The sequence below is a fragment of the Akkermansia massiliensis genome, assembly GCF_018847375.1.
Classification (GTDB): Bacteria; Verrucomicrobiota; Verrucomicrobiia; order Verrucomicrobiales; family Akkermansiaceae; genus Akkermansia; species Akkermansia massiliensis.
This window is the reverse complement of record NZ_CP072036.1, coordinates 1136493-1150858: the sequence shown is the minus strand read 5'-3', so window position 1 is coordinate 1150858 and position 14366 is coordinate 1136493. Positions and strand designations below refer to the sequence as shown.

Here is a 14366-nt window from a genome sequence, read left to right as displayed (position 1 = left end):
TTATTCTTCAGGAACATGATCATGCTCCACCAGGGGAAGGACAAGACGGAAACAGGTTCCGGCGGGAACGGCAACCAGGGTAACGGCTCCCCGCTGCGCCTCCATGAAACCGCGCACGATGGAAAGCCCCAGGCCCAGGCCGCCGGGCCGCGTCGTCCGGAAACGCTCAAAAATGGTTTCCGCCCGTTCGGGGGGAATGCCCGGCCCCAGGTCATGGACATCCAGCCAGACCTGGCCGCGCACGGGATCGGCGCCGCCCTTCAGCGTCATGGGGGTTCCCGCAGGAGTATGCACGCAGGCATTCAGCAGCAGATTGACCAGCACCTGCTCCATCAGGGAGAAATCCGCCTTCACCAGCGGATAATCCGGCGGCAGGGCGACAGACACGGGATGGTCCCGGCGCGCCTCCCTGGTGGCGGCCAGAGCCCCTTCAATCACATCCCCCAGGTCGCACCAGTCCAGTTTGGGCTTCAGGGCGCCGGATTCCAGGCGGCTCACGTCCAGCAAATTTTTCACCAGGCGGCGCAGGCGGCGTGCGGCCAGCAGGATTTCCCCATACTCCTCCCGTTCCTCCGGCGCGGACGCGGCGCGCCCGGCCAGCTTCTCACAGCCGCCCTCAATCACGGCCAGAGGCGTCTTGAACTCATGGGAAACGCTGTCCAGCAGGGAGCGGTGCAGTTTTTCGGATTCCTCCATGAGCCGCGTACGCGCCCGTTCCGCCCGCAGCTCTTCACGTTCCAGCGCCATGGCCAGCTGCGCGCCCATGCTTTCCAGCAAATCCTTCTGCCCTGCCGTAAGGCGCTCCCCTTCCTCCGGCCTCACGCCCAGCACGCCCATGCAGCGTTCCCCGGACATCATGGGGAGGTAAAACCCTTCCGCCACCGGGAGCGTATCCGTAAACCTGCCTGCGGGCCGGCGGTGCTCCAGGCACCAGGCAGCCACGCTCCATTCCTTGTCATCCATGGAAAAAGCCCCCCCGGATTCCCAAAGCTTCAGCCTGCGGCCGCTGCCTTCCGGCGTCATGACCGCCAGGCGCACCCCCATAATCTGGCTGATCTGCCCTGCGGCGACGGAAATCAGGGAAGGCACGTCCGAGGCGGACCCAATGGCCCGCGAATACAGGAACAGGGCATTCGTCTTTTTTTCCCGTTCCCGCTCCTCCTGCTCGCGGACCCTCAGGCGGGAAGTGAGCCGCCCCGTGGAGAGAGCCACCAGAAAGAAGAAAAGGCACATCAGGGCATCCTCCAGCCGTTCTATCTTGAATGTCATCACCGGGGGAATGAACAGCAGGTTCCACAGCAGGGCGCTCAGCGCAGCGGCCATCAGCATGGCCCAGCGGGAACGGATGAAAAAGCCCAGGCCCACTACTCCCGCCAGATACAGGAAGCCGGGAGCGAAATAACCGGTAAACGCGGAAATCAACAGGCCGATTCCCGTAACGGCCGCCGTCACGCCTGCGGCCAGCCAGTAGTCCCGGCCATATTTTTCCGTTTCCCGGTGCCAGCTCTTCCACCGGTTCCGGACCGGACCGGGAGCGGCGGGAACTACGTAAATGTCAATCTGGTCGCTCCCCTTTACCAGTTTGTCCACCAGGGACATGGGCCGCACCAGCCCCCACAGGTAAGCCTCCTGCGGCTTGCCCACCACAATCTGGCTGACATTTCTCAAAAAGGCCATGCGGAGCAGCGTCTCCGCCAGGTCGGAACCGGGCATCACGATCACTTCCGCACCCAGCCGCCGCGCCAGCTCCAGGTTGGCGTCCAGCCGCTGCTGCTGTTCGGGGGACAGCGGCACGCCCGTATCCACGGAAAGGGCAATCCACGGAGCGTTCAGGGCGTAAGCCATGCGCCGCGTCCAGCGCACCAGCCGGGCGGAAAACGGGCTGGGCCCCACGGCTACCATCAGCCGTTCCCCGCTGCGCCAGATGGAGCGGTCCCCGGAGATGGTGCGCACCTCCGTCAGCTCATGGTCCACCTTCTCCGCCATGATGCGCAGGGCCAGTTCCCGGAGGGCCGTAAGGTTGGACTCCTTGAAAAAATGGTCCAGCGCGGCGGAAGCCTGGGGAGCGCTGTATACCTTCCCTTCCTGAAGACGCGTCCGCAACTGCTCCGGCGTGATGTCCACCAACTGGATGCAGTCCGCCTCCGCCAGCACGGAATCCGGCACGGTTTCCTGTACGGGAGCGGCGGTAATGTCATGAACGGTATCGGAACGGCTTTCCAGATGCTGCACGTTCAGCGTGGTGTAAACGTCTATCCCTGCGGCCAGCAAATCCTCCACATCCTGGTAGCGCTTCCTGTGACGCATTCCGGGAACGTTCGTATGCGCCAGCTCGTCCACCAGAATGAGCTGGGGCTTCACGCGCAGCGCCTCCTCCAGGTCGAACTCCTCCATCTGCACGCCCCGGTAAGCCATTTTCTTCATGGGAAGGCGCGGCAGCCTGCCGATAAGGCGCATCGTATCCTCCCGGCCATGGGATTCCGCCACGCCGATCATGACCTGCACGCCCTTGCCCGCCGCCTGGATGGCGGCCTCCAGCATGGCGTACGTCTTGCCCACTCCCGGCGCCATGCCGAAGAAGATTTTCAGCAGGCCGCGGCCGGGGCGGGATTCCTCCCTCCGGATGGAGGCCAGAATCCTGTCTGCCCGCTGGCTGTCCGAATGCGTTTCTGAAAACATGAAAAAAGGGAACCGTAATGGTATCCGGCTTGAATGTTAGAATTAACCTAATGGAAGACCGTTCAGGGTGCAAATAAAACAGACCAGAAAAAACGTTAAAATTTTATTAAATTCCACCCCCCTTCCCCATTTTTGTTTCCATTCTTTCTTCTTTTCGTTATCAAGCATTTTTAAATTTCCCCCTTTCCTTTTCACAATGAACGCTTTCCAGACCATTCGCCGCACCGTCTCCTCCTCCGCAGTCCTGTTTCTCCTGCTCCTGGGAACCGCCCTGGCGCGGGGAGCGGAGGAAGCCGCTTCTGAAAACTTCGACTCCTTTCCGACGGGTAGCTTCACCTCCCTGGAAACCGCTCTGGGGACCATGACGGCGGAAAGCGGGCATGCCGCCATCGCCAGCAACCGCTGTTCCTCCCAGCCCAACTGCATGCGGCTCATCGGCCTGGGCGCCGGGACGAAAAGCACGGCCACGCTGATGCTGCCCGCTCCCCTCGCCGTCAAAAAGACGCTTGCCCTGACCGGGGAACGCTGGACGTCCGACAGCCCCTTTTCCTTCACCATCCACGCCGCGGACGGGGAAGGGAATGAAACACTGGTCGCGGACGGCTCCTCCCTGAAAACGGGCAGCAATCCCATGACCCAGCAGGTGAGGGGCGCCATCCCTTCCGGCACCGCGCGCCTCATCTTCCGCTGCGAGGCCCCCGCCAATAAGGGCGTTCTTTTCGACGATCTGGTCTTTTCCGAATTCAACCCCCTCTCCAGCACCGCGGAAGCATGGCCAGCCATGATCCGCATGGAGGCCAACGGCATCCTCCGCTTTTCCCTGACGGAACTCCCCGCTGCGTATGACGGCATAGCCGTCACGGTGGACATGAGCCCGTCCGACGACCTGGGTGACATTGAAAGCGTTTCCCTTTACACCGGTGACGCGGACGGCATCTATTCCGCGCCCGCCTACGGCAGCAGCGGCCACGGCGCCATGAGCACCACGGGCGTCCTTGCCAGCCCGGCCCAGCCGCCGGCTCCCGTCATGACATTCCCCGTCACTCCGGGGGTTCTCACGAACGGACGGCAATACTACTTCTGGGTCAGCGTCAAGCTCAAGAACTCCGCCAGCATGGACCACAAGGTGGGCGCCAGAATCACCTCCGTCACCGTGGACGGGCAAACGACTGATGTTGCCGATGGAGTGACGGCCAGGCAGCGGATAGGCTATGCCGTCGCCAAGGCGAACGATCCGGTTTATGGAGGCCCCTTGGAAGGAAAGGCCTCCAGGAAATTCCGCATTCCGGGCATCGTGCGCGCCAGGAACGGGGATCTGGTCTCCGTTTTCGACATCCGCTACGACGGCCGGAACGACATGCAGGCCAACATCGATACGGGATGCAGCCGTTCCACGGACAACGGACGCACCTGGACGCCCGTCAACGTGGCCGTCAACTTCAACCCCACGGGCGATTCCGCCAACGACTACCATTCCGGCTACGGCGTCAGCGACCCCTGCATCCTTCTGGATGAAGTCAACGGTACCCTGTGGGTGGCAGGCATCGCCAGGCACGGGCTGGCCTCCTCCAAGGCCAACGTGGACGTGGAAAGCCTGGAAACCGCCCAGTATGTGGTAGCGTACAGCACGGACAACGGCCGGACATGGGGTTCCGCGGACCCCGGCACGGGGGAGTTCGTAAAAATGAAACCCCGGAGCATCAACAAGGACATCAAGAACAGGGCCTGGAAATCCTTTTTCCAGGGTCCGGGCCACGGCATTACGATGAAGAAGACGGTCAATGGCGTGCGCCCCATTGTCTTTCCTTCCCAGATATGGACGGGCGCCAGCGGCGCGGGAACTCCCCAGTCCTGCATCATTTATTCTCTGGACCGCGGCCAGACCTGGATCAGCGAGGACATCGGCAAATCCGGCACGCCCGGCATCGGAGCCGGCTCCAGCGAATGCGCAGTCACGGAGCTCAGCGACGGGCGCCTGATGCTCAATGCCCGCAATGAAAGCAGGAGCGGGTACCGTAAGGTCTTCACGACGGACGACATGGGGAAGACGTGGACGGCTCATGCCACCAACCTGAAAGCCCTGCCGGAGCCCGCCGCCTGCCAGGCCAGCCAGCTCGCCGTGGAAAACTCCGCGAACATCAGCAGGGCCCTCCTTTTCTCCAACCCTGATAAAACTTCCGCCCCCCGCGCCCGAATGACCCTCAAAGCCTCCTTTGACGAAGGCGCCACATGGCCCTCCAGCCGCCAGGTTCTTTACGATTCCCGCCCCTGCTGCGGCTATTCCGACATCTGTGAAACGGGAGACGGCCACATCGGCGTGCTGTATGAAGGGCTCAACGGGGACGAAAATATCTTCTTCCTGCGCATTCCGTATGATGAATTCCTTCCTTCCCTGGACGTTCCCGCCGCCGGGGCGCCCGTCCGCGTGGGACCGGAAGGCGTGACGGCAGCCACGTTCACCGTCTCCAGCGACGATTCCTGGACGGCGTCCTCTTCCGCTGGCTGGATCACCGTCTCTCCCTCTTCCGGCTCCGGAAACGGCTCCGTCACCTACAGCGTGGACCGCTGGGAAGGCGCGGGCGAACGCACCGGAACCATCACGGTTGCCGTTCCTGGCGTCCAGCCGGTCTCCGTCACTGTCATCCAGTCCGGCAGGGCCCCTGCGCTGGCGGTTTCCCCCGCTGCGCTGGTGCTTCCCAAAAACGGGGGAACGGCGGTCTTCTCCGTCACCTGCGACGCCGCCTGGAATGTCTCCAAAACGGCGGACTGGATAAACATCACCGGCATGCAGGGAGCGGAAACGGGCAATGGAACCGTATCCATTGCCGCAGAGGCCAATGCCGCGGAAGGCTCCCGTACGGCGCAGCTTTCCTTTTCCTCCTTTGGAACCGTCCGCTCCGCCACCGTGACTCAGCGGGGGCAGAAACGCACGTGGAATGAATGGAAGGAGGATGAAATCACCTCCCGGGACCCGGACACGGACCAGACAGGCCCCAATGATTCCCCGGCCGGGGACGGCATCCCCAACCTGTTGAAATACGCCACAGGATTGGATCCCCTCAAACCCTGCGGTAGCGTCGTGCAGGTCACCGCGGAGGAAGCGGGCGGAGACGCCTGCCTGGTACTGGGCTGGCCCGTCAACCCGGAAGCCACCGGAATCAGGCACGCAGTGGAAGCCTCGGAAGACCTCCAGACCTGGACGGAGACGGCGGAAGTGGAAACGGAAGGCAAAAGCTCCGCCACTTTCCGGGATGCCGTGCCCATGAACGCGGAAAGTCCCCGGCGAAGATTCCTGCGCCTGAAAATTTCCCGTGAAGGGGAAAGCCCGCTTTAAGGGCAAAACAAGCACGCGGCACCGGGAATCTTCCGGCAAGGGAAAAAAAGCCTTTTTCCCTCAGCCCATCCTTTTCCGATATTGGAGAAGGAACCAGATGCCATGCCGCCATTTTTTCCGGATGAACTGCACTCCGCACTAAAAGCGGAAAATGCCGGAAACGCACTTGAACCCGGTAAATTTCACTCTTGCCGTGTCCGCGGCCAACCGCAGGAATCCCCTTGTTTTTCTGCGTTCGCAAAAGACCGTCTAACAAATAAAATTAAAAAATCGGAACGTTTTTTCCTTTCTTAATTGACAAACCATGCCCTTTCCTCTTAATGATTTAATGTTTATGAATCCGGTATATTGTCTGCCAGCGGCCCTCTTCACATGCGTGTTGTTGTCGGCAACAGCCGCCTCCCTGCATGCGGAAACAGCGTACAGCACGCCCTGCGGCTACATCCAGACGGATCTGAATGCCAAAACAACGGGCTATCTGGGCCTGGGAGTGCATCCGGAAGCCCTGATGCAGCATACGCTTGAGGAAAACAACATCACCGTTTCCGGCAGCAAAATCACCATCACGGACCCGGACGTCAATTTTACCGACCTGATGGAGACGGATTCCGCCTATGTTCTGGAACTCATTTTCGGAGACGAGGCGATGGCCCTTCCCCTCAACAGGGACGCGTGGAAAAAGCCCGCCCCTTCCTGGACGGCGAATAAAATAACGGTGGATGACAAAAGCGCAGCGGACCTGATTAAAAACAGCAAGCCGGTTTCCTACGTGCTGCGCAAGGCGCGCACCCTGAACGATGTTCTGGGAGGCGACAATACGTTCAGCCTGAAAAGCGGCACTTCCGGCACTGCGGATGCCGTTTATATCTCCACCTCCCCCTCCATCCAGATTCCGGTTTACCACTCCGCTACGGAAAACAAATGGATGCGCCGCGGTTCCCGGGACGACATGGGCCTTCTCCCCGTCTTCAATCATGAACCCCTTAAAATCGTCCGGAAAGCCGGCAATGGCGTGCAGGCCTTCGTTATCGGGGAAGTGGCGCAGAAGCACCAGAGGCTCCAGCTCTCCCAGGAAAGCACGCTCCTTCATACGGGGCTGCCTGTTCCCCAGACGCTTCTCAGCACCTCCCTCCACACCGCCCTGCCCGATCCTTCCAGTGACGTGGTTTACGTGCCTCTCACACCCGGCGGCCCTCTGGAGCCCTGTTATTATGATTCTTCCTCCGGACAGTGGAAAAACAGGGACACGGGTGAAAACGTATCCTCCACGGCGGTGGAAGGCATCCTGAACATCCTTTCCGGCACCAGGCTTCCCGCTTACACAACTGTCCAGACCAATACATTACCTACTCCTCAATAACAACTTAACAAGTGATACCATGATGAAACATTCCTTCCTGCTGTACGCAGCCGCCGGACTGATGATCGCGGGAGCAGCCTCTGCCACTACGCTCACCGTTTACAATGAAGACGAATATGGGACTGCCCCTATTACGCCCATTCTTGACGCCTCCGGCCATTCCCTGCAAAACGGCTCCGCCATGCTCGGATACCTTCAAGACAGTACCTGGTCTTTCGACCTGGTTGACGGCAAAATTGAATGGTCCAAAAACAGCACGCCCGCAGGCCAGTTGAGCTACAGCCAAATGGCGGAAATCAGGCAAAGCTTCACCACCAGCCTTTCCGCCGTTTCTCCGGAATATCCCGGCGCCACTACCAATGGCGGCCAGTTTTCACTTTCCGGCACGCTGGCCTCCGGTCTGGAAGGAAAGCCCATTGTCCTCCTGATCAACAACGACGATTCTCCCGGCGAATTCTCCATGTTTACGTTCCGGAACGTGGATACGGGCGAACTGGCCAAATACCCGGGAGTGGTGGGGAACGACATGACGTTTTTCTTCGGGTCGCAGGCGGATGCCATTACCGAGGGTTATGAGTGGTATGCCATCCCTCTCTTTAACGACAACTTCAATCTGGTTCCCGAACCCGCCACCGCTACGCTGAGCCTCCTCGGCCTGGCGACGCTGATGATGCGCAGACGGCGCTAAAAGAGCTTTTCCCACTGTTAAAGCCTCCGCACGGGAATGCCTGTGCGGAGGCTTTTTTGCAGGCAGACGGCAGCCGCACTCCAGGCCCTCCTTCATCACATCCCGCCGCCGGAGGAGCGCCGCGAGCCTCTGCGGCAACCGATTCATCATGCGGCTGGCAGCCGCACTGGTTTTCAGAAAATGCGCCCGCTGGCGCCCAGGTTCATCTTTAGTTGGCGCAAGGGCTTGCGGCGCTCCAACCAGGTTCCAAACGGCATTGCGGCAAATAAAACGCCCCGCGCACTCCGAAGAGCGGCGGGGCGTCTGTTCAAGCGGTGGAAACCGCAGGAGTTACTTTTTAACGGGAATGATATCCAGCTCCGCTACGGCGGCGTAATCCCGGCCCTGCGTTTCACTGAGGGCGGAGAAGCGGAAATAGCGCGCCTTGACGGGCGCCTGGAACTTCACTTCCTGAAGATCCGCGCTGTCCGGGAAGGCGCCCTTGGCGGCAGGCTGCCATTTTTCACCGTCCGTGCTCACTTCCACGGAATAATCCTTCACGCGGCCGTTACCGCTTCCGTCCTGGCGGGGCAGGTAGGTAATGCCGGAGAACTCCCGCTCCTTGCCCAGGTCCACGGCCAGCACGTGCGGGTGCTTGGTCACGGTCTTGTTGTACTCGGAGTGCCAGAAGGTGCCGGGGTCCCCGTCAATGGCGAACTCGGCGTCCGCCTCGCCCTGCTCCTGGCTGGTCACGCTCTTGACCGTGTATTTGTCCGTACGGGTCAGCATGGTCATGTCCAGCTGGGCCGCGGGCACGCGGATTTCACCCTTGTAGGACTTGGAGGTGACGGGACGCATGAAGAAGGACAGCGGGTAGGGCTTGTTGGCCTTGATGATGTCCCTGCTCATGGGGCCGGGGCCGCAGGAGGCGCCCCCCAGGCCGCGCGTGGCGGAGGAGAGGACCAGCACGGTTTTGTCCGTCGTCTTGGGCAGCTCCACGGGGTGGTTGGCCAGAATCAGGTCCGTCGTGGTGTAGGGAATGGCTGAGAAGGCAAACGGAGCGCCCACGGAACCGAAGAGCAGGCCCTGCCCCTTGTCATCTGTGACGGCCACCCAGCGGGTGTCTTCATGGTTGCCGCAGTCCTGCGGCCTGCCGTACGGGAAGAAGGAATCCCGGGCCGTCGTCTTGTACACGCCCAGAGGCATGCCGCTCTTGCGGTCCGCATAGTTTTCCTCCGGCCCGCGGCCGTAGTAGGTCACGTTGCCCATGTTCGCCGGCAACTGGAGTTCATACCCCAGGCGCAGCAGCTCCAGGGGATTGCCGCGCGGCAGCAGCACGGACTGGCAGACGACGGTTCCATCCGGGTAGATAGTCCATTCCAGATTGTTGATGAAATGGGTGTTCGTGTCATTCAGGGGCTGCTTTTTGGGCGTGATGGAGGTCTTGGTGTCTCCATAGCCGCTGATGTTTTCAGCCTGCTTGCCGCTTACCTTGACGGACTGCTTGACGGTGACGCTGCTGCCGTTGTCCACGGCTTCATAACTGAGCAGTTCATGCTTCAGCTCACGGAGGCCGTTGGCCATGCTCTTGGCCATGACGCCCGGCTCATTGCTGGAAGCGGCGCGCAGGGCGTTCACCGCCATGGGCGTCTTGAACAGGGGCTTGCCGTTCACGGTGAACTGGGCCAGTTCCCCGGTGGCCGCGTCAAACTGAACGGAGAAATCCTTGCCGGACACGGTGTGCTTGTCCGCGCTGAGGGTTACCTTGCCGGCAGGAGCCTTGAACATGGGCAGGTCTCCCTGCACGGGAAGTTGGAGCTGGTCAAAGGCCAGTTCATAGCCCTTCTTGGCCCAGTCCTTGTCCTTCTTCAGCTTGTAGCCTATGCGCAGGGCGTATTCCGCTCCCGGCTTACGGTTTTTCAGCTGCGGAATGTCCGGTACGGGCACCACGATCTTTTCCCGGGGTCCGGCCGGCGGCGTATCCAGCTTGCCTTCCGCCACCACATTCCCGTTCTCCGTCAGAGTCCAGGTGATGTCGTACGGAGACAGGTCCGTAAAGAAGTTCTTGTTGAAGATGGAAATCCTGCCGTCGTCCGTCAGGGACGTGGAGATATTCTGATAAACGTGCTTCACTTCAAAGTAGCCCGGTTCCGGCGTGCGGTCCGCCAGGATGGTGCCGTTGAATACGAACTGGCCGCTGTTGGGATGGTCGTTGAAGTCGCCGCCGTAGGCGAGCATCCTCTCCCCGTTCGGCAGGGTCTTGTACAGGCCCTGGTCCACCCAGTCCCAGATGGCGCCGCCCATGATGCGGTCGGAAGATTCAATAGCCTCCCAGTAGTCCGCCAGGTTGCCCATGGCGTTCATCATGTTGTGCGCGTACTCTGAAATGTAGTAGGGCTTCGGGAAGTTCTTGTTGGCCGCCATGGAGCGCGTCCAGTCCACGGAGGGGTACTGGTTGGAACCCAGGTCCACGATGTCGTTGTTGCGCTCATAGTGGGTGGGGCGGGACATGTCCCTGGCCTTCACGATCTTTTCCGCGCTGCGGAAATTCTGGCCGGGCCCTGCCTCATTCCCCAGGGACCACATGATCACGCTGGGGTGGTTCTTGTTGCGCTCCACCATCGCCATGATGCGGTCCACGTGGGCCGGCATCCATTCGATGGGGTGGGAAAGGGACTCCTTGCCGTAATAGTAGCCGTGGGACTCGATGTTGGCCTCATCCTGCACGTAAATGCCGTACTTGTCGCAGAGGTAGTAGAAATAGGGGTCCGCGGGATAATGGGAGCAGCGCACATGGTTGATATTGGCGCGTTTCATCATCTGCACTTCCTCCTCCATCTGTTCCGGAGTCACGTAGTGCCCGGTTTCCGGGTGGCTTTCATGGCGGTTCACGCCCTTCACCTTGACCGGCTGGCCGTTCACCAGGAACACGCTGTCCTTAATCACCACGTTGCGGAAGCCCACGCGGGAGGAAACCATCTCCTCCGTCTTGCCGTCACGCTTCAGCGTCAGCACCAGCGTGTACAGGTTGGGGTCCTCCGCGGACCACAGTTTGGGCTTGGCGTAAATGCCCAGCAGGGAAGTTTTGAAATCCTTCATGCCGGTGATGCGCAGGGGCTTTTCCAGCACGCCGTCATACGGGGCGTCCTTGGGCTTGACGGGCTCCACCAGCTTGCCGGAAGCGTCATACAGGGCCATGGATACGGTACACCCTTCCAGCTTCTCGGTCGCCGGGAACAGGTTGCGCACGTCCACGTCCACCTGGAGGCGCCAGTCCCCGTTCATGGTGCCGGGCTTGGCATGATCAATGTTCAGGGCCCAGTCCCGCTGGTCCACCGGGTTGGTCTGCGCGAAAAAGTCGCGGATGTGGACCTTGGGCACCGCAAAAATGGAGACGTTGCGGAAAATGCCGGACAGGCGGAACATGTCCTGGCATTCCAGGTACGCGCCGTCGGAATGGCGGTACACCTCCGCGGCCACCACGTTCTCCCCCTTCTTGAGGTAGGGGCTGATGTCAAAGCGGGCCGGATTGCGGGAATCCTTGGAAAAGCCCACGTACTGCCCGTTGATCCAGAGGTAGAAGAAGGAATCCACGCCGTCAAACTGCATGTACACCTCCCTGCCGTCCCAGTCCGCGGGCACTTCAAACGTGCGGCGGTAGGAGCCTACGGGATTCCGTTCCTTGTAGGACGTGTAATTCTTGTTGGAGGGCTCCTTCATCACATAGGGCCAGGAGCGTTCAAAGGGGTACGGCTGGTTGGAATAAATGGGGGTGCCGTAGCCCTGCGTCTGCCAGGAGGCGGGCACCTTGATTTCCTTCCAGTCCTTCACGTCGTAATCCGGCTTGTAAAAATCGGCCGGGCGGCTCTGGGGATCCTTGGCCCAGTGGAACTTCCACTGGCCGTTCAGGGACTTGCGCCACTTGCTGTTTTCAGGCAGCACTTTCAGGGCGGACTGCAAATCGCTGAAAGACGCAAAAAAGGCCGTGGGGGCCTCCTTGTTCAAATGCAGGTTCTGTTCCTGTTCCCATTCCAGCCCTGTGGGGGCGGGCGCGGGGGAGGAATCGCCCGGGGCTCCCAGGCCGCACATGGCGGAGCCTACCGCCAGCGCGGTACAGGATAAAAGCCAGGATCTGGTCGTTCTCATGAAGTAAGTATGTGTCAACGTTGGTATGCAAAAACGGATTGTCCTGTTACATACGAATCCGCAATTCTAATTCTAACAGCAAACTTCACCTTTGCAAGCTGCCGTTGCGTTTATGAACCGCCTGCGAAGAACGCAGCCGTTAAAAAGTATGCTTTAACTGGAGAACGCCCACGCACTGCATGGATTCCTGCTGCGTGTACTCCTTGGTGATGTAGTGCAGGCCGAACAGCAGTTCCGTGCGCTTGTACCGGAGGCCGAAGCCGTAACCCCATTCCCCCACCACGGGATACTTGTTCACGTACTCCGGAGAAGAGCGGAACACCGTGCCGTCCAGGTACAGGTCATGGGCCACGGCGCGCACGGCGGCGTGAAGATAGCCGTAATACCCCCAGTTGGCGACGTTCGTCCTGTTGTAAACGAAGGGCGGCGCGGCGCTGGTGGCCCCGCGGATGCTGTTTTCCGGAGACGTATTGCCCAGATTGTAGCCGAAGCGGAAGGACATGCCGCCGCCCGCCTGCACCTTCACCGTGCCGGCGTCCGCATGCCAGTAGGCCAGGGCGTCCGTTTCAAAGCCGGAACTGTAGCGCTTTTCCAGTCCGCGCAGGCGGTAGTAACGCTTGAAAAACAGATTGGCCGTCATCTCTCCAGGGAGCTGGTTGGACCAGCCGGGCCATTGTTCCATGCCCCACAGCTTATGAATAAAATGCTGGGAGCCTTTCGCCAGGGAATTCGTGCCCGTGGTGCCCAGCTGCAATTCCAGGGAATTGGCCCTGTCTTCATTCTTCACCAGGGAGGTGAGGCCCAGCGTCAGGTTGCCCACGTAGGGATGCTGGTTATAAATGGGGTAGGTAGCCTTCTGCTCCGGGGTGTACATGAGCTGGGTCAGGTCCAGCCCCCACTGCTGGCGCAGATTGGGGGAACCGTTCATGCCCATGAAACGCCGCCAGGAAGCGGAAGCGTTCGTGTCCCCCAGCACCGTTCCCAGCATGCCGGAAAAGGTGTGGCTCCGGGATGTGGTGCCGGACATCCAGGCAAAGCGGACGCCGTTGGTATAATTATCGTCATCCCCCACGAACATGTCGTTTTCCAGATGGAAACTGATGACAGGGCCCTCCTGCGGCGCTTCTATCTGCTGGGTTCCTGCCTGAAGGGAAGCCACCGACAACAGGCCGGCGCACATGCACAAAGCCGTACAATTCATGCGCGGCAGTTTGTGCGTTTCACTTCCGCGTGGCAAGGAAAAATCAGGCATGCCCTGCGTTTGCGCTTTTCAAAACCGGGAAATATCCACAGACTTCCCCTGCCCTGCCAGGGTTTTTACGCCATGATTATTGACACGCACTGCCATCTGGCTTCCACGCAATTTGACCAGTCCCGCCGGGAAGCCTATGTGGAGCATGCCCTCCGGGAAGGCATCGACCGCATGATTACGCTGGGAGCCCGCCCGGATGACTGGGAGGCGAACACGGCGTGGGCGCGCCAATTCCCGGGCGTGGTCTTTTGCGCGCTGGGCATCCATCCGGACGACGCCCATGAAGCGCCGGAGGGCTGGGCGGACCGCCTTTTCCGGATGGCGCAGGACGTTCCCCTGGCCGCCATCGGGGAAACGGGGCTGGACTACTTCCACGGAGCCCCCCGCGGCTGGGAGCCTGACAGCTTCCGACGCCTTCAGCAGAACCTGCTGGAACAGCACTTTGACCTGGCGGCGCGCCTGAACCTCAACATCGTCCTGCACACGCGGGACCGGAAAGGGTCCGGAAGCTTTGAAGACGCCTTGGCGATTGCCCGGAATCACGCGGGCCGCGTGCGCCCCGTGTTCCACTGCTTCATCGGAGACACGGCCCAGGCCGCTCGAATTTTTGACGAACTGGACGGCATGGTCTCCTTCACCGGGGTGGCCACCTTTAAAAACGCCCCCGTGGTGGCGGAAACCGCGCGCTGGTGCCCGGAAGACCGCATCATGCTGGAAACGGACTCCCCCTACCTCAGCCCGGAACCCCTCCGGGGCCGTATGAACGAACCCGCCCACCTCATCCATACGGCCCGTTTCATCGCCGCTTCCAGAGGCATGGAACTGGATGAGCTGGCCCGCGTAACGACGCAAAATGCGGAAACCTTTTATAATCTGGACAAGGGCTGAAAAAAAATCCCGGCAATCCGCGCTAGCGCCTTGAAACCGA

Annotated in this window: 6 protein-coding genes and 1 pseudogene; 4 read left to right on the top strand and 3 right to left on the bottom strand. The window is 60.6% G+C overall.

What is annotated here, in order from left to right; genetic code table 11:
* The gene (locus J5W70_RS04790) at nt 1-2679 is read right to left on the bottom strand and encodes a sensor histidine kinase (RefSeq protein WP_022397917.1); all 2679 of its coding nucleotides are present in this window, start codon (nt 2677-2679) and stop codon (nt 1-3) included.
* Between the two features lie 196 nt (nt 2680-2875).
* Here J5W70_RS04790 and J5W70_RS04785 point away from each other — a divergent pair, with 196 nt between their 5' ends.
* From J5W70_RS04785 to J5W70_RS04775, 3 genes are all read left to right on the top strand, one after another.
* Nucleotides 2876-6013, top strand: a complete 3138-nt coding sequence (locus tag J5W70_RS04785; protein WP_022397918.1) for an exo-alpha-sialidase — start codon at nt 2876-2878, stop codon at nt 6011-6013.
* A 376-nt stretch (nt 6014-6389) separates the two neighbouring features.
* Nucleotides 6390-7373 (top strand): hypothetical protein, encoded by a 984-nt coding sequence (locus J5W70_RS04780; protein WP_146021350.1) that lies wholly within the window; start codon nt 6390-6392, stop codon nt 7371-7373.
* A gap of 19 nt (nt 7374-7392) precedes the next feature.
* On the top strand, nt 7393-8061 hold the full coding sequence (locus tag J5W70_RS04775) for a PEP-CTERM sorting domain-containing protein (RefSeq protein WP_022397920.1): 669 nt from the start codon (nt 7393-7395) through the stop codon (nt 8059-8061).
* A 366-nt stretch (nt 8062-8427) separates the two neighbouring features.
* Here J5W70_RS04775 and J5W70_RS04770 read toward each other — a convergent pair.
* Both J5W70_RS04770 and J5W70_RS04765 read right to left on the bottom strand, forming a co-directional pair.
* Nucleotides 8428-12129: pseudogene (locus tag J5W70_RS04770) on the bottom strand (glycoside hydrolase family 2 TIM barrel-domain containing protein); the annotation flags it as partial.
* Between the two features lie 196 nt (nt 12130-12325).
* Nucleotides 12326-13387, bottom strand: coding sequence for a lipid A deacylase LpxR family protein (locus J5W70_RS04765; RefSeq protein WP_180973629.1), 1062 nt, complete (start codon nt 13385-13387; stop codon nt 12326-12328).
* Nucleotides 13388-13510: 123 nt separating this feature from the next.
* Here J5W70_RS04765 and J5W70_RS04760 point away from each other — a divergent pair, with 123 nt between their 5' ends.
* The gene (locus J5W70_RS04760) at nt 13511-14326 is read left to right on the top strand and encodes a TatD family hydrolase (protein WP_022397926.1); all 816 of its coding nucleotides are present in this window, start codon (nt 13511-13513) and stop codon (nt 14324-14326) included.
* The last annotated feature ends 40 nt before the right edge of the window (nt 14327-14366 follow it).